Genomic DNA, 15,989 nt, shown 5'->3' with positions numbered 1-15,989 from the left:
CCGAGCCGAATCACAAATCGACACAGCAAAAGGGCGAGCCGCTATACTCACACAACCCACTTTTTCGGAATCCGCATCCTGCGTATGAGAAACTGCGCGCGATTATAGCCGTCTGGCTCCCGGCAAAGTACCCCAAATTGCGCATTTGATGCGATGAATCAACAATCGGAATCGATCATGGACATTCACTCTATCGCCAACAAGTCCGATTTGACCCTGCGCAACCAGCAACAGATTCAGATTGAGCAAATCAGTGCCTTGGCCAAAACCCTAGGGCTGAAAACCGGTGATCAGTTTATCGCCCAAGTGGAAAAAGTAACCCAGGCCAGCCCTGCCGAGCGCGCCGAGCTAGTAAAGTCGATTGAGGCAGCCTTAACACAACTCAATAAAAACTCCTCTGCCCCTGCAGTAAAAGCGGTTTTAAACCAGCTTCAGGAGCAAAAAGCGCTCATTCAGACCCCGACGTTAAAACTCATCAACCTGACTGCCTCCAATCCGCTGCAGACAGCGGCCACCCCGGCGGTAGCAACCAATCTTCTCAGTTACAGCACCGAGTCCCTCCCCCTTGGACAAACATTGCTCCTGCAGCTAACGGCGAACCAACGCGTACAAATCATAGAGCCCATTACCCAAGAGCAATTGAATAAGGTGATAAGCCTGATCACGGCCTTGCAAAACGAGGGAAAGCCTCTGTCGGTATCCCTGCAGGATCTGTTACGCAATGTGCAACAAGGCAGTGTGCAGGAACAGCTAGTCGCCAAAGCCCAACAAGCAATCAGCGAAAGTTTGCGCCAGCTCTTGCCTGTCAAAGACCGAGGGCAAGACATGCTGGGCACCCTGCCAAAACTCACCCAATTTATCCAGCAATTGCCACCCGCTGCCCGTGCTGAATGGCTGTCGAATGAATTGCAGGGAGCATTGAAGACTCTGGCCAATCACATTCGCCTTAGTGATCAACTAACCAACCCCAAATTACTGGAGATGACGCTGACCAATAATGGGCAGCGCTTTGAACAAAAATTGGCCCAGCTTATGGGCCTTACTACCCCAAACAACACCCTCCCTGCCGATAAACCAACAGCCACTCAGGTGCCCAAAAGCGGCACCGCCTCACCCACCAATGCCATAACCGCGCAATTGGCGACTCAGGGGCTAAAAAATACAGCCCCTGATATGACGGCAAACAACAAAGTGCTTGGTATCACCCCGGACAAACTTGCCGCGCAAGATTTAAAAGGGGCGCTACTGGGTGTGTTGTATCAATTAGAGCGAGAGCTTGTTACCAGCTCCGCAGCCGCACTCATTCCAGTCAGTGAAGCGGGAAAGTTACAGTTCGCCAGCGCCCTGCCCCAACTGCTGGCATTTATGATGCAAAAACAACCCGCAGAACTCAGCCAAAAACAACTGCGCGCCCAACTGGTCATGTTGATGCACCAATACACACTCGGTAGCTTAGCTAAGATTCAGTTGCAACAAATCCATACCCTCAGCCATCAACTGACGCAAACTGATCAACCGCAGCCCACACAATCCTGGCAAATGGAAATTCCTGTGCGCCACGGGCATGACATTCACCCGCTCAGCATCCAGCTTGAACAGAAATGGGTGGAAGATGCAGACGAGTCCAACGAAAAAGAAACCAAGCGAGTGCGGCAATGGAATGTCATGCTGGGTTTTGATTTGCCGGAACTGGGGCGACTCTATGCGCAGTTGGCACTATTGGGTGAACGGTTGAGTGTAAAATTTTGGGCGGAACAGGAAAAAACTTTGCTACAGGCGCAAGCCAGATTGGATGCCTTTAAAGCCCAATTGGAAAAAGAAGGGATTCAAATCGCACAGATGCAATGTGTGCCGGGCTTACCACCCACGCCTAAAATGTCCCTGAATTATTCATTGGTTGATGTAAAAACCTGACACCCGCGCACTATAAAAAGCCATCAACCCTTATGAGAACCGCGCTATGACCCAAACCTATTCCGGTGCGCAATTACAAAAAGCTGTTGCACTTTATTACGATGGTAAAAATGCCCCACACGTGAGCGCCAAAGGCACCGGAGCGGTAGCAGAGCAAATTATTACGATCGCCAATGAACACGGCGTGCCGCTGTGCGACAACGCGGCACTGGTGGATTTATTGGTCACCTTGGAGTTGGGCGATGAAATTCCGGAAGCGCTGTACATTGCCGTCGCTTACATCATCGCCTTTGCTTATCAATTGGAAGGGAAAGTACCGGATGCCTGGCAGACTGAATAGTCGCAAAGCATCCGGTTATTTTAATCGAGATATTCGTACTCAATCCTGACATCGACGGGCTCACCGGCATCGTTATCCAAATTGGAGCGGCCGTAATAGCGCATCAAGTACTTACCCTGAGGGTTGTAAGCTAAAAAAATTGGATCGGAAAAAAATGAAATAAAAGCTCTGGCGGGTGCGATACGAAAATGCACCCAGTCAGACCCAAATTCTTTGTCTCTGACAGGCGATTCCGTCGCTTTAATTTTACGCACTTCCAATTGAATCGTGGTCAGGCGCAGCGGCAAGGCAAAATCAAACTTCAGGCGTTTTCCTGCCATTAGTTGATCCCAATGCAGTTGTATATAGGCATCAAACCCGGCATCAACCACCAGCCGCGCATTATCAAAAATCACCTTTTCATTAATATTGGAATTTTTACCATTACTTAAAATCAGGCGTGCGCCCTGGAATTGGGCTGAAACATATTCATTATCGCGCTTATCTTCCAGCTCAAACGCTGGTTGGAAAGGCTCGCCTTGGTACACCAGGGTTTTCGTTGCAAAGGTATTGCCTTCCGGTGATACATAATCAACGGTAACCGACTTGTTTTCGTCCAATGCGGTATAAAGTTCGCGATAGGCTAATTGGTTGTCCACTATGTTGTAAGCACTGCCTGCTACGACATAATTTTTTTCCGCCAGCACAGGTACAGCCGCAAGCAGCGATAAGAAAAGTGTCAGTACGGGACGCAATGAAATGCGTACCAAATCGATGGGGTTAAAGGATTTAATCTTGTACATAGGGCGTTATCCTCACACTCAAAAAACGATGCAACGGCAGAACAAGCAGCCACAGGAAGGCTATTATAGGAATAACCTCTGTTAAGGGGCTAGACCATTCTGCCGAAGAAAGCTTAACACCTGCCAAATAACTCAACGGGCCAGATATAGCCCCCAGCATGGCAGACCAGTAAGGGCGTTCGTACACCCAGCGCAAGGAATGATTAAGGGTGATGCCTAACAGGAGCCATAAACACATTAGCCACAATGGCGGCCAGAGCGATGATTCCACGAACCGGATCAGTCCGGCATGGATCAAAACCGAATCGTGCACAACACCAATCAGCAAACACAGAACAACGGCAATTGCATCGCGAACACGCGTTTGCGACCAATAAAAATGCACGCAGCCTGCCGCCAAGGTGTATAACACGGCCCATTGGCTGGCAAACAATATGCAAACAAACCAGCCCACTTGAAACAGCAGGACATTCGTTAGTGTAAACGCCAATGCGCGCGTCATCAGTTAAAAAAATTGGGGCGATAGGATGGCTTGGCGAAGACTATTTGCGCAGTGCCAATGCTGCGCTCCCTGAAACCGCCTTCACAGTAGCAGAGATAAAATTCCCACATACGGATGAAACGCTCATCAAACCCCTGTTCACATACAGCATCCAATTTATCCATAAACGCATCGCGCCAGTGTTTTAAGGTTTGCGCGTAGTGCTCACCTATATCTTCCAGATGAAGAATATTCATATCGGTGTTACGTTTTATAAAATCACTGATAACGGCAATAGAGGGCAGCGAACCGCCGGGAAAAATATACCGCTGGATAAAATCCACAGACTTCTGTGCCTGGACATAGCGCTGATCCTGAATGGTGATTGCCTGTATCAGCATCAATCCATCCGGCGCCAACAAACGTGAGCAAGTTGAGAAATATTGATCATAGTGGTCGTGCCCTACCGCCTCGATCATTTCAATCGAAACCAGTTTGGTAAATTGCCCCTGCAGGTCACGGTAATCATCAAACAATACCGTCACCTTATCACTCAGGCCTGCTTCGGCTACTCGTGCAAGCGCATAATCGCGTTGCTCTTTGGAGATGGTCGTGGTGGTCACGCGGCAACCATAATGTTGCGCCGCATAAATAGCCATACCACCCCAGCCTGTGCCGATCTCCAATAAATGATCCTGGGCATTGAGTTGCAACTTTTCACATACGCGCTGTAGTTTGTGACGTGCAGCCACAGACAGGCTCGATTCCGGCGCTGGATATATGGCCGATGAGTACATCATGGTTTCATCAAGAAATAACTTGAAAAAATTATTTCCCAAATCGTAGTGGGCAGAAATATTTTTGCGTGAACCTTCTTTGGTATTGCGATTAAACCAATGAAACGCTTTCAGCAGCCAGCGACCAATCACCGACTGGTTACTGTCAAGTTTATCCAGCGCATTTATATTGCGTACAAACAAGCGCATCACTTGAGTTAAATTGGGCGTAGACCAGTAACCACTCATGTAAGCTTCACCAGCACCAACAGAACCGCCAAAAATCACGTCGGAGTAAAAACTGGCATCGTGTACAAAAATATCGGCAATCAAATCACCTGACTCGTGAGACTGACCAAACTCAAACAGCTCCCCCTGTTCGTGTACACGCAAGCATCCAATTTCAAGCCCGCGCAAGAGTTTAAACAGCAGCCCTTTGGCGATAGATTGGTTGCGCGTTAATGAAGCAACACGATGCTTGGGCGCCAGTGCAATACTCGTCGTTTTCACGGTTTTTCCCCTGTCGTTTTAAGTTCTACACTGGTGTCAGTGTGCAAAGGATTTAGTGTCTGGTGCGAATACACGGGAGCACCTTTAAAAAAGAGGCGAGCGGCTTGCCAATATATAGCGAATGGTACTTTTACCGCCGCCCAGGGTTGTAACCACAATAATCGTGTTAACAGATTGGCAGACCAATCATGACGTTTCAGGCTGAGTGTTGCATCCATATGACACACAACATCCTGCTCTCCATCTGCCGTTGCTGCCACTGGCAGGTCGTGATTTTCCATGTGCACTAATAAGTGTTCGCCAGGGTTACTGCTCACCCAGTGATAGCGCATCGCCAATGGATTAAAGGGCGACACATGAAATTGTTTTTCAAAATCAGTTTTTGTTTTTCCGGTATGGCTATCGCAACGAACCAAATAACAATGGCGTTCATTCCAGGGGGTATTATTGACCTCTGCAAGAATAACGCTGGGGCAGTCCGCGTCCACCTCAAACACATAATAGAGCGTGACCGGATTAAAACAAAAACCCCAAATACGCAGGTTAGTCAGCATACGTACCGGTCCTGCCGGGCAGTACCCCATCAATTCCTGCACTTTGTTACGCACGGCATCTTTCAATGGTATTTGGGGATCGCCTAAATAATCCTTACGCCAAAAGCTTCCAAGATTCCTGCGGTTAAGTGACCAACCACGGATACCCGAAAATAATGTCGATAACTCATCCAAATCGATATAAAACAACGTGGAGCTGTAGGTAAATTCATGGCGCTTTGGATGAAAGCGCCTGTGGCGTAAATTGCCTTGATAAATAGCGCTATGCATAGCCGCGACACCCGCCGGGATGATGGGCACTCATCACCAGATTTCCCCGAGTGATTGCGCTACACGTATCGCGGAAACCACACCGTCTTCGTGGAAACCATTGCGCCAATAAGCACCGCAAAAATGTGTTCGATTAACACCACTGATTTCCGACCAACGCGCTTGGGCGGCGATGGACTCAAGAGTAAACATGGGATGACTGTAGCGATAACGGCCATATATTTTTTGCGCGTCAATTCCCTCCCCGGCATTCACAGATACGCAAAATGTCACAGGAGCTTTTAACCGCTGCAAGATGTTCATGTTGTATGTCAGTGCGGTTGAATCCTCTGTGTGATCCAACAGCAAATAATTCCAACTGGCCCAAGCGCGCGTTGATGCTGGCAAGAATCGCGTATCGCTGTGCAGGACAACATCGTTCTCCTTATAGGGAATAGCCGAGAGTATGTCGTACTCGGCAGCGCTTGGGTCTGCCAATAATTTAAGCGCCTGATCGCTATGGCAAGCAAAAATAACCTCATCAAATAACTGGTCGCCAAATCTGGCACTGGTGAGCACAACACCCTCGTCAGTTCGCCGTACCGCACTGATTGCGCAGTCGGTATAAATCTTATCGCTGTAGCTCTGGGTCAACGGCGCCAGGTATTGATGCGAGCCACCTTTGATGGTGTACCACTGGGGCTGTTGGGTAATGGTGAGTAGACCGTGGTTATGAAAGAAGCGAACAAAAAATACCAATGGCATTGCCGCTGCGGTTTCCAGACCGGAAGACCAAATAGCCGATACCATGGGCAGTATGTAAAAACGACGAAAGCGCTCGCTGTAACCCTGTGCCTGCAAATAGTCACCTAGAGTTACGCCTGCGGGAATAGTATCCGCCTGATAAAGTTGGGTGCAGGCTTTGTTAAAACGAACAATCTCATTCAACATGCGCCAATGTGCAATGCTGAAAATATTTTTACGCTGGGCAAAGACACCATTGATTGATGTGCCACTGTACTCAAATTGAGTAGCGCGACAGCACACACTGAAGCCCATATCGGTTGGCTGATACGGCACATTCAACTGCTCAAGCAATTTAATAAAATTGGGGTAAGTGCGGTTATTGAATACAATAAAACCGGTGTCCACAGCAAAGTCTTCACCCGCCACAGTGACTGTTTTAGTGGCAGTATGCCCACCTATTACACTCGCGGCCTCATAAACACTCACGTCATGTCGACGCGCCAATAAATACGCGCTAAGCAGTCCACTAATACCACTGCCGATTACTGCAATTTTTTTCCTTACCACTGATGACATCGATCTACTCTGTTGTTAAGTGTTATGAATTCAGGCTCATTCTGACTGCCATCAGTTAAGGAGATGAATTGCGTGATAGTTTTTGCAAAAGTACTGTCTGCCATTTTAATGGCAGACAAGCAACTGTATTCATCAACCAAACCAGTTGCCAGGGAAATGCGATAATCCATTTACGCGCAGCAATACCCTGCACTATTTTTTTAACCGCTGTTTCACTATCAATCGCAAATGGCATGGGGAAATCGTTGCGCGCCGTTAAGGGGGTTTTGACAAACCCAGGGCGCACAATAGAAATATCAATCCCGTCGTTCACCAAATCAACCCGCAACGAATTAAACACATACTCCAGTGCCGCTTTGGATGCCCCATAAGCTTGTGAGCGCGGCATGGGCAAAATACTAGCCATACTGGATACACCAACTAGCTGTGTCCCTTTGCGTTTGCGCAGCAAGGGCAGGCAAAACTGCACACTGTTCAAGGTGCCACGCCAGTTAATCGCCATCACCTTATCAAAAGGTTCCATGGAAAACCGATCAACATCCACGTACTCGCAGGTGCCTGCATTTAAAATAGCGATATCCAAATGATCTGTGTGCTGCGCAATAATGCTCGCAGCGCGCAAGCAATCCGCGTCATTTGACAAATCAACAGGCACAGCAATGCAATTTCCCGGATACACTGTCCCCAGTTCAGCCAAGCTGTCAGCCGAACGCGCCAATACCAAAACCTTATCGCCCTGAGCTAAATAATAACGCGCCAAATCGCGCCCGATTCCGCTGGATGCGCCAGTCACCAAAATGGTACGTTGATCAGCAATAGCGGTCATAACATGGCTCTAGGTTGTGGTGTAGGGCTGCAAATTTTTGAACAGCGCGATAGTCGCTTTACGACTTTCTGACAAATCCACAATTGGCCGTGGATAACCACTTTGCAGTGGCGGACTGTGAATGTCTTTTGTTGATAAATGCGCTATTTCTGGTACCCACTTACGAATAAATTCACCCGTTGGATCAAAGCGCTCTGATTGGCTACAGGGATTAAAAATACGAAAGTAAGGTGCAGCATCGGTACCGGTAGAAGCGCTCCATTGCCAACCGCCATTGTTAGCAGCAAAGTCACCATCAATCAGCTGCGACATAAAATACTGTTCGCCCCAGCGCCAATCGATTTGACAATTTTTAGTGAGAAACATAGCAACAATCATGCGCAGGCGATTGTGCATCCAACCTGTTGTATTCAACTGACGCATAGCGGCATCTACAATGGGAATGCCTGTCATGCCCTTGCACCAGGCATCAAATAAGCCAGTATCTTTTTGCCAGGGAAATGCCTCGGTGTGAGCTTGCATGGCTTTGCGTTTACAGACTTGCGGATAATCCACCACCACATGCTGATAAAACTCGCGCCAGATTAATTCGCTAATCCAACAAGCGGCACCGGCATTGCCACTCCAGTCACCGTAGGTGTAGGCCAATACTGCAGATAAGGCTTGTCGCGGCGACAGCGAGCCCACCGCAAAATAAGGCGACAATGTGGATGTGCCTTCGATAGCAGGATAATCGCGTTGATCGAGATACCCTGTAAGGCTATGGGCAATAAATTCGTCTAACCGAGCATAGGCTTCCTGCTCACCGGCAGGCCAGAGGACGGACAAGTCACGCAATTCATGGGCAGAAAATAACTGATCAATCGCCTCAGGGGTACAACCATTAACCGCCGGATCAGCTGCTTGGCATAAAGGCAAGTCCAAAGGCGTTAACGATAAGGGCATAACCGTGTGCAGCCATTTCTTTTTAAACGCCGTAAAGACTTTGTAAGGCTCGCCCTGACCATTGCGCACCATTCCCGGTGGCACTATGCAGCGGTCATGACAACGCTTTACCGCAATACCTTGCTCGCGCAGTAACTGATTTACCGCCATATCACGATTTAATTCATTCACTGGATATTCTGCATTGAAAAAACAGTGCCCGGCATTCAAGCTCTGCGCAAGGTGCAAGATTTCAGGCGCAATTTGCGCCGGTTTTTCCAACCGACTCACCAATAATGGGATATTCAGTTCTGCCAGATCTGTGCGCAAAATATGCAAGTGGCGGCGAATAAAATCGCGCTGTGCTGCGGATTGATCATGCAGGCGCACGTACGCATCGCAATGCACATAGACAGCAACAACACCCTCCTCCAGCGCAGCCGCTTTGAATAGCGCGGGATTGTCGCGCAAACGCAAGTCATGCCGTAACCAGACAAGTGCTGTCATTTGGCACCTATGCGCTTTTTCACGTAGCGAATGGCAGCACCTAGCAAAGGCAAATGCTCGTACAGCATGGCGCCTGCATCAAAATAATCGCGGTGATAATAAACTTTGTCGTTAAACAATAAATGACTGTTGCCACTGAGTTCCAATTGTTTTCCCCCAGCAATTTTTTTGTGCCGATAATGCATGGTCCAAAATAAAATCGCTTCACCTCGCTCCATGGATTCCAGCGAGTGGTGAAATTCAAAACGACATTCGAGCAAATCTTCCATCATGCCATTGAAATAGTCGGTGAGATTCTGGAGCCCATTGACAGCATGCAAGGGATCGCGGAATTGAATATCCTCACTGTAAATCTCGGGTATAGTGTTAAGTATTTTTTTATCGAAGCGCAGATACAGGGTGCGCACTTTTTGTGGAACTGTTGACGCCATAACGACGAATCATCCATTCAGAAATTGATTAATGTAAGTCACCGCCTGTTGCTGGTTACTGCACAGGGCTACCTTTTGTTGTGGCGCCACATCGAGCACAGGATAAGCCGCAGCAACTTCGCCCAGGAGTACAACTGGCACAGCAGATTTTTCCTGCCAGTGGGTTAAGTGTAGTTGTAAGTCTGCGGCATTCATGCTGCTGTAGCCGATAATCACGACTATTTTTGCATCAAGCGCCTGACAAGCCAGCAATGCTTCACGCGGGTTCAAATACCCCAAATATTCAACAGGATGCTGATTGATTAGCAAACTGTAACCAAACAGGTTGGCAAGCAATGGATGCTCTTGTTCTGTTGCAGACAGCAACAAAACCCGTGCCCCGTGGCTGACTGCCGCTGCCTGCCCTGTGACTCCAATAGCATCTCCAATGTCAGCTGCGAAAAAAATGCACGCCGCGCTGCCATGCCAGGTTCGTTGCCTTGTAAATCCGCCAGCAAGGGCAAAAATAAATAATCAGCCACCATGTCTGCCGGATAGAGTGCGAGCGTATCAGCCATCAATCGCTCCAATAATTTGCGCTGAAAACTATTGATTGCACTGTGAACCTGCTGCGCCAGTTGCACCCAATTGGAATCAACCACCTGCTCAAGGGATTCCAGTGTTTGGCTGGCAAGTAATGCTTTTACTTTGCTAATAGCCAAGCCGCGCCCCAGCCATAATTGAATTTCTTTCACGCGATCAATGTCTGCACGGCTATACAATCTATGGCCCTTACTGGTGCGCTGTGGAATCAACAAACCATAACGCCGCTCCCACGCGCGCAAGGTCACTGTGTTCACGCCAGTCACACGGGAAATTTCGCGAATAGGTACCAATTCGTCGTTCGGGTTTTCGTCGTCGCCTACCAAGACTTCAAGGTCATTCATCGTTAAACATTCTCAACAATGTAATTACGCAAACCCAACTGTTCCGGATGTGGTGACCAGAAGGTTTGTGCTTTTAGATAAGGGTTATCCAGTTTAAGGAGATGATGTTTTAACAGCGTTAAAGGCACCACCAGAGGCACCATGCCCGCTTTGTAGGAATCGATAAGCTGCGACAGCTCTTGCTTATCCTGAGTGCTGAGAATGTCTTTGAGATAGCCACGTAAATGCATCATGGCATTGGTGTTGCCCTTCCGGGTTGCATGGTGCGACAACGCCGCCATAAATAACTGGAAAAACTGATCGCGACAGCTCTCGATATCGCGCCCTGCAAGGTTGGATAAAAAGCGCCCTATTTCAAAATAACTGGGCACGTGGTGAGCCATAACCTGGTATTTGTAGCGCGAATAAAACGCAATCAGTTTTTTGGCTGTAGGGGCTTGTGCGAGGTGGGTTTTAAAATCATGGAATGCAAATACCCGCGTCAGGAAATTCTCGCGCAGCCCTGCATCGTTTAATCGCCCTGCCTCTTCAACTGGCAGGTAAGGCATAAGTTCCATAAAGCGCTTGGCATAGGCACCTCTGCCTTTGGCATCCATGGTGTAACCATTGGTGCGATAGCGCTTCATGCCAAACACACCGCAACTGGGTGAGTTCTGCATAAATACATAGCCGCAAATATCCGGCATTTGTTGCACTGCCAATTCTGCCTGTGCCACAAGTGCATCCGTTACATCCAGACTGGGGTCTGCTACTCCCACAACGCGGGTCTCCTCCCCCATCACCATCAATCGAATTGGCTTGCGCGGGACACCCAGGCCAATAGCAACTTCGGGGCACACGGGGCGGAACTCGATAAAGCTGGAAAGTACATCAGTCAGATAGCGGCTGCGCTTGTGACCACCGTCAAATCGCACTTGTTCACCCAACAGGCACTGGCTGACACCAACGGGAATCTTGCTCATGGGAAACCTATACAATTAGTTAATCTTGTATAAGTTTTAATTCATAAACCTGTACAAAGCAAATTATTTGTACAAGTTTTTGTGAATAAATAAATGGGATGTTATGCACAGAACGGGCTTGAGTGACCGACAAAAGACGAGATGTGACATTAAGATTAAACGATAACTATCTGATTTTAATTATAAAAAAACCGGGCATTTAGCCCGGTTTTTTGGTCGCTGCCTAGTGACGCGGTATTTTGATATTTTCGAACAACTCATCCAGCTCGGCACGGGAATGCCGGTCAAATGCTTCATTGATGATGTCTTTGGTGAGGTGTGGAGCAAACTTTTCGATGAAATCGTACATAAAACCACGCAAAAAGGTGCCGCGACGGAAACCGATTTTGGTAACGCTATCTTCGAATAAATGACTGGCATCCAATGAAATCAAATCACTATCCGTGGTTTCGTTATAGGCCATGCTGGCGATAATGCCGACACCAAGCCCCAAACGCACATAGGTTTTAATCACGTCCGCATCAGCTGCAGTGAAGACAACCTTGGGCGCCAAGCCGCGATTAATAAACGCTTCATCCAGTTTGGAACGCCCGGTAAACCCGAACACATAAGTCACAATCGGGTACTTGGCAACTTCTTCCAAGGTGAGATTGGAGACTTGGGCAAGCGGGTGATTCTTAGGCACCACAATACTGCGATTCCAGCGATAGCACGGCATCATAATCAAATCGCTGAACAGCTCCATCGCTTCCGTTGCTATTGCAAAATCAACGGTACCATCGGCCGCCATTTCAGAAATCTGCATGGGTGTGCCTTGGTGCATGTGCAGCGCAACTTCGGGGTATTGCTTGATAAAAGAGCCAATCACCGGCGGCAGTGCATAGCGCGCTTGCGTATGGGTAGTGGCCAAAGTCAGGGTCCCTTTGCGTTCATTACTGAACTCCTGGGCTACCTGCTTGATACTTTCCACTTTGCGCAAAATCTCGCCAGCCGTTTTCAAAATGGCTTCACCGGCGGGTGTAATGCGGGTTAAGTGCTTCCCGCTGCGCGAGAAAATCTCCACACCCAACTCGTCTTCCAGCAAGCGTATTTGCTTACTGATACCAGGTTGGGATGTATATAAACTCTGTGCAGTAGCAGACACGTTCAAATCGTGATGTGCCACTTCCCAGATGTAACGCAATTGTTGCAGTTTCATAAGCCCTCCGATTGGCTCACTCACTGGAGGCATCGCCAGCAGCGACACCGGTAACATAACCTTGGAAAACCCAAGGTTATAAAAATAATAGGTATTTATTCACTTAAAGAATAGTAGATACCGCGACCTTTCGCTTGGAATTATTAATTTTGCGCCAAACGAATCTTTTTACAACTTTAGACTATATCCACCAAATTCAAAGTGACTTGCCACCTAATATTACAAAAATGATCGAATTTAGGGGTAAAACAGCCAATATTGGCTATATCGAACATACAAAGCACAAGCTAAGGACGATTGGCGATGCCGTGGGGCACATGCCCTGTCGCCACATGCTCCCGCGCCGATTCGCAGTGCATTTTTTGATCATCAAAAAATACATCTGCACCGTAGGCCTTTAAAAAAGTGCCTTTTGCCAGGCCACCCAAGAACAGGGATTCATCAATCCGGATGTTCCAGGCACGCAAGGTACGGATAACCCGTTCATGGGCCGGCGCCGAGCGAGCCGTTACCAACGCGGTACGAATCGGGCAATTCTCGCCAAACTCCGCTTGCAGCCCCTGCAGGGCAGACAAAAACTGCTTAAACGGGCCACCACTGAGCGGTTCTTTTGCCGCCGCTTTCTCACTTTCAGTAAAAGCCGATAAACCTTGTAGCTTGTAAACCTGCTCCGCTTCATCCGAGAAAATAACCGCGTCACCATCAAATGCAAAACGCAGTTCATCTTCATTTTCCACCTGCGGCTTGGAGGCAATCAACGTCGCTGCCGCCATACCGTGATCCAAGGCTTGGCGCACGTCATCAGGCTCGGTTGAAAGGAATAGATGACAGCCGAACGCCGAGGCGTAACGATAGGGAGAAGTGCCACCACAAAATGCCGCACGGCTGATTTTGAGCCCGTAGTGTTCAATAGAATTGAAGACGCGCAAGCCTGTGTCCGCGCTGTTACGCGATAACAAAATGACCTCTACCCGTGGCTCACCGCCGAGGCGCTCATTCAAACGCAGTAACTTCTTAACCATTGGAAAGGCATCACCCGGCGGCAAAACTTCATCTTCGTGGTCGATTTGGTATTGTGCGTAGGCCGCCAGGCCATCCTTGATATAGACCTGATGGCTATCATCAAGATTGAACAGCGCGCGCGACGAAATCGCTATCACCAGCTTGTCGCCAAAACCTTTTGCCATACAGACCTCCCGATAAAAAATTAATGGCGCAACTCAAAGTTGTCCGCATCCAAATATGCAGGGAAACGCTCGCGATAATCCTGCAGTTGCCCGGCAAACAGCTCGACAACCAATACTCCGGCCTCCTGGCTGGTGGCGATCAGTTCACCGGCCGCCGTGTAAACGCTGGAGTCGCCCGCATAGTGCTGAGCGGCCTCATCCATACCAACGCGATTGACACCAATCACGTAGCTCAAATTTTCAATGGCGCGGGCTTGCAGCAAGCGATTCCAATGCAGGGCGCGGGCACTTGGCCAATTGGCCACATACAGCGCAAGATCATAATCATTTCTGTTGCGACTCCACACCGGGAAGCGCAAGTCATAGCAAATCAATGGCAAAATCCGCCAGCCATTCAGCTCAACAAGTACCCGTTCGCTGCCCATTGAGTAGCGCGTATGCTCACCGGCCATGCGAAACAAATGACGCTTGTCGTAATGCACATGAGTACCGTCGGGACGCATCCACACCAGGCGATTAAAATACTCATCCCCCTTTTTCACCACCAAGCTACCAGTCACCACGGCGTTGTGCTGTTGCGCTTGGGCTTGCATCCACTGGTAAGCGCGCCCACCCACCACTTCCGCATACTGCCGCGCACTGGCACAAAAACCGGTAGTAAACACTTCCGGCAAGATAATCAGGTCGACGGGCTTATCCATAACCGCCAGGGCAGCGGCATAGCGGGCCAAATTTTCTTCCGGCGCGTTAGGCGTAATAATGTGTTGAACCAAGGCAACAACCAGATTCTTCACTGTGAATCACCTCGTAAGGTTTGGTGGGCAGGATGCAACCAGAAATAGCACAATACCAATGCCATGCCCACTGAAATCGCTGCTAATAAAAATGTTAAGGATGCACTGTAATCCCAGAGCAAACCGCCTGCCAGCGCACCTGCCGCACCACCAGCCCCAAAGCTGAATGAACTGTAAAGCGCCTGCCCTTGCCCTTGATGGCCACCAGCAAAATAATTGCGCACCAACTCAATGGAAACAGAGTGCGCAATACCAAAACTGCATGCGTGCATAAGCTGGGCAAACAACAGTACCCACAGAGAATCGGCGCAATAACCAATTAGCAGCCAGCGCACCATACTGACCAGCAAACTAAACAACAGCAATGTGCGCAAGGTAAAACGTTGTAGCAACTTGAACATCACAATAAATATCGCCACTTCCGCCAGCACCCCAAGCGCCCATAGCAGGCCAGTAGCAGAGCGGGAGTAGTCATAATTCTCAACCAAATACAGTGTATAAAAGGTGTAGTAAGGGCCATGACTGAATTGCAGCAAGAAACTGGCAAGCAAAAAACACAGCACTGTGGGCTGTTTGACAATACTCAAAAAGCCTTCACTCGCGGATGCCGTTTTTTTACCGGTCATATCTTTCAAACTCAAACTGGATAACCAGATAAGAATTAAAAAGCTGAGGATAAACAGCGGCAAATAACGAATAGGCAAGAGGTCAAACACCCAGCCCAAGCCTACCACCGCCGCCATAAACCCCATGGAGCCCCACAGCCGAATTTGCCCGTAACGTGAATAATTGTTGCCCAGATACCCCAAGGTGATTACTTCAAACTGTGGCAGTACCGCATGCCAAAAAAAGGTATAGCAACTCACCACTAACACCAACCACCAATAGCGCGAATCCAACATCACACCGGCAAAAATAATACTCGCTAACAAGCTACCCACGCGGATGATACGCAAGCGCTGCTGGGTGCGATCGGCCAGCCAACCCCAAAAATTAGGGGCAACAATACGCGTTGCCAAAATGATCGCACTAATAATGCCGACATCCTGCGAGGAGTAACCTAATGATTTGAGATAAATTCCCCAGTAAGGAATCAGCGCACCGACAACAGCAAAATAAAAAAAGTAAAAGCCGGATAAGCGCCAATAAGGAATTGCCTGTTGTGCAAACGAAAGGGACATAAGCATGCTGCGAAGGGAGTGGATGTTCACCAACAAGTAAACGTTGATGAACCCTTGAAAAAAATAGCCGCTCGATTGAGCGGCCATGTGCGATTCACAATTCGATAACCCGATGGATACCCGG

17 protein-coding genes are annotated in these 15,989 nt (G+C 48.7%); 2 read left to right on the top strand and 15 right to left on the bottom strand.

Annotation, left to right across the window (positions count from 1 at the left end; all coding sequences use genetic code 11):
- Nucleotides 1–177 precede the first annotated feature (177 nt).
- Together B0D95_RS04865 and B0D95_RS04860 are read left to right on the top strand one after the other, a co-directional pair.
- Nucleotides 178–1,914 (top strand): flagellar hook-length control protein FliK, encoded by a 1,737-nt coding sequence (locus B0D95_RS04865; protein ID WP_168172399.1) that lies wholly within the window; start codon nt 178–180, stop codon nt 1,912–1,914.
- Nucleotides 1,915–1,960: 46 nt separating this feature from the next.
- Nucleotides 1,961–2,254, top strand: coding sequence for an EscU/YscU/HrcU family type III secretion system export apparatus switch protein (locus B0D95_RS04860; protein ID WP_078042837.1), 294 nt, complete (start codon nt 1,961–1,963; stop codon nt 2,252–2,254).
- 20 nt (nt 2,255–2,274) lie between these two features.
- On the opposite strand, the gene B0D95_RS04855 is transcribed toward B0D95_RS04860, so the two are convergent.
- The 15 genes from B0D95_RS04855 to B0D95_RS04785 all read right to left on the bottom strand — a co-directional run bounded on the left by B0D95_RS04855 (nt 2,275) and on the right by B0D95_RS04785 (nt 15,865).
- Entirely contained in the window at nt 2,275–3,036 is a 762-nt protein-coding gene (locus tag B0D95_RS04855) for a hypothetical protein (RefSeq protein ID WP_078042836.1), read from the bottom strand.
- Nucleotides 3,023–3,526: a DUF2878 domain-containing protein gene (locus B0D95_RS04850; protein WP_168172398.1), complete on the bottom strand. Its 504-nt coding sequence runs from the start codon at nt 3,524–3,526 to the stop codon at nt 3,023–3,025. Before B0D95_RS04850 ends, B0D95_RS04855 begins: the two co-directional genes overlap by 14 nt.
- Before the next feature lie 11 nt (nt 3,527–3,537).
- On the bottom strand, nt 3,538–4,803 hold the full coding sequence (locus B0D95_RS04845) for a cyclopropane-fatty-acyl-phospholipid synthase family protein (protein WP_078042834.1): 1,266 nt from the start codon (nt 4,801–4,803) through the stop codon (nt 3,538–3,540).
- Nucleotides 4,800–5,627, bottom strand: coding sequence for a DUF1365 domain-containing protein (locus B0D95_RS04840; protein ID WP_078042833.1), 828 nt, complete (start codon nt 5,625–5,627; stop codon nt 4,800–4,802). The genes B0D95_RS04845 and B0D95_RS04840 overlap by 4 nt, the downstream gene beginning before the upstream one ends.
- A 33-nt stretch (nt 5,628–5,660) precedes the next feature.
- A complete protein-coding gene (locus B0D95_RS04835) occupies nt 5,661–6,929 on the bottom strand; it encodes an NAD(P)/FAD-dependent oxidoreductase (protein WP_078042832.1) in 1,269 nt (422 codons plus the stop codon).
- 55 nt (nt 6,930–6,984) lie between these two features.
- Nucleotides 6,985–7,755 (bottom strand): SDR family oxidoreductase, encoded by a 771-nt coding sequence (locus tag B0D95_RS04830; protein WP_078042831.1) that lies wholly within the window; start codon nt 7,753–7,755, stop codon nt 6,985–6,987.
- Between the two features lie 9 nt (nt 7,756–7,764).
- The gene (locus tag B0D95_RS04825; protein WP_078042830.1) at nt 7,765–9,186 is read right to left on the bottom strand and encodes a deoxyribodipyrimidine photo-lyase; all 1,422 of its coding nucleotides are present in this window, start codon (nt 9,184–9,186) and stop codon (nt 7,765–7,767) included.
- Nucleotides 9,183–9,617: a nuclear transport factor 2 family protein gene (locus B0D95_RS04820; protein ID WP_078042829.1), complete on the bottom strand. Its 435-nt coding sequence runs from the start codon at nt 9,615–9,617 to the stop codon at nt 9,183–9,185. Before B0D95_RS04820 ends, B0D95_RS04825 begins: the two co-directional genes overlap by 4 nt.
- 9 nt (nt 9,618–9,626) lie before the next feature.
- Nucleotides 9,627–9,953 (bottom strand): hypothetical protein, encoded by a 327-nt coding sequence (locus B0D95_RS04815; RefSeq protein ID WP_078042828.1) that lies wholly within the window; start codon nt 9,951–9,953, stop codon nt 9,627–9,629.
- Complete coding sequence (locus tag B0D95_RS04810; protein WP_078042827.1) at nt 9,920–10,543, bottom strand: MerR family transcriptional regulator; 624 nt, start codon at nt 10,541–10,543, stop codon at nt 9,920–9,922. Before B0D95_RS04810 ends, B0D95_RS04815 begins: the two co-directional genes overlap by 34 nt.
- A 2-nt stretch (nt 10,544–10,545) precedes the next feature.
- Complete coding sequence (locus B0D95_RS04805; RefSeq protein ID WP_078042826.1) at nt 10,546–11,505, bottom strand: DUF523 and DUF1722 domain-containing protein; 960 nt, start codon at nt 11,503–11,505, stop codon at nt 10,546–10,548.
- Nucleotides 11,506–11,728: 223 nt separating this feature from the next.
- Nucleotides 11,729–12,703, bottom strand: coding sequence for an HTH-type transcriptional regulator CysB (gene cysB, locus B0D95_RS04800; protein ID WP_078042825.1), 975 nt, complete (start codon nt 12,701–12,703; stop codon nt 11,729–11,731).
- 287 nt (nt 12,704–12,990) lie between these two features.
- Entirely contained in the window at nt 12,991–13,890 is a 900-nt protein-coding gene (locus B0D95_RS04795; protein WP_078042824.1) for a 5'-nucleotidase, read from the bottom strand.
- 20 nt (nt 13,891–13,910) lie between these two features.
- On the bottom strand, nt 13,911–14,684 hold the full coding sequence (locus B0D95_RS04790) for an amidohydrolase (protein WP_078042823.1): 774 nt from the start codon (nt 14,682–14,684) through the stop codon (nt 13,911–13,913).
- The gene (locus tag B0D95_RS04785) at nt 14,681–15,865 is read right to left on the bottom strand and encodes an MFS transporter (protein WP_244904794.1); all 1,185 of its coding nucleotides are present in this window, start codon (nt 15,863–15,865) and stop codon (nt 14,681–14,683) included. Before B0D95_RS04785 ends, B0D95_RS04790 begins: the two co-directional genes overlap by 4 nt.
- Between the last annotated feature and the right edge of the window lie 124 nt (nt 15,866–15,989).

The organism is Cellvibrio sp. PSBB023, from assembly GCF_002007605.1.
In the GTDB taxonomy this organism is placed as follows: Bacteria; Pseudomonadota; Gammaproteobacteria; order Pseudomonadales; family Cellvibrionaceae; genus Cellvibrio.
Note: the sequence above shows the minus strand (reverse complement) of the source record. Positions and strands in the feature narration are given on the sequence as shown.

Coding starts and splice junctions, on each gene's coding strand:
- B0D95_RS04865 (WP_168172399.1), top strand. CDS start 178: ATGGACATTCACTCTATCGCCAACAAGTCCGATTTGACCCTGCGCAAC.
- B0D95_RS04860 (WP_078042837.1), top strand. CDS start 1,961: ATGACCCAAACCTATTCCGGTGCGCAATTACAAAAAGCTGTTGCACTT.
- B0D95_RS04855 (WP_078042836.1), bottom strand. CDS start 3,036: ATGTACAAGATTAAATCCTTTAACCCCATCGATTTGGTACGCATTTCA.
- B0D95_RS04840 (WP_078042833.1), bottom strand. CDS start 5,627: ATGCATAGCGCTATTTATCAAGGCAATTTACGCCACAGGCGCTTTCAT.
- B0D95_RS04835 (WP_078042832.1), bottom strand. CDS start 6,929: ATGTCATCAGTGGTAAGGAAAAAAATTGCAGTAATCGGCAGTGGTATT.
- B0D95_RS04830 (WP_078042831.1), bottom strand. CDS start 7,755: ATGACCGCTATTGCTGATCAACGTACCATTTTGGTGACTGGCGCATCC.
- B0D95_RS04825 (WP_078042830.1), bottom strand. CDS start 9,186: ATGACAGCACTTGTCTGGTTACGGCATGACTTGCGTTTGCGCGACAAT.
- B0D95_RS04820 (WP_078042829.1), bottom strand. CDS start 9,617: ATGGCGTCAACAGTTCCACAAAAAGTGCGCACCCTGTATCTGCGCTTC.
- B0D95_RS04810 (WP_078042827.1), bottom strand. CDS start 10,543: ATGAATGACCTTGAAGTCTTGGTAGGCGACGACGAAAACCCGAACGAC.
- B0D95_RS04805 (WP_078042826.1), bottom strand. CDS start 11,505: ATGAGCAAGATTCCCGTTGGTGTCAGCCAGTGCCTGTTGGGTGAACAA.
- cysB (WP_078042825.1), bottom strand. CDS start 12,703: ATGAAACTGCAACAATTGCGTTACATCTGGGAAGTGGCACATCACGAT.
- B0D95_RS04795 (WP_078042824.1), bottom strand. CDS start 13,890: ATGGCAAAAGGTTTTGGCGACAAGCTGGTGATAGCGATTTCGTCGCGC.
- B0D95_RS04785 (WP_244904794.1), bottom strand. CDS start 15,865: ATGTCCCTTTCGTTTGCACAACAGGCAATTCCTTATTGGCGCTTATCC.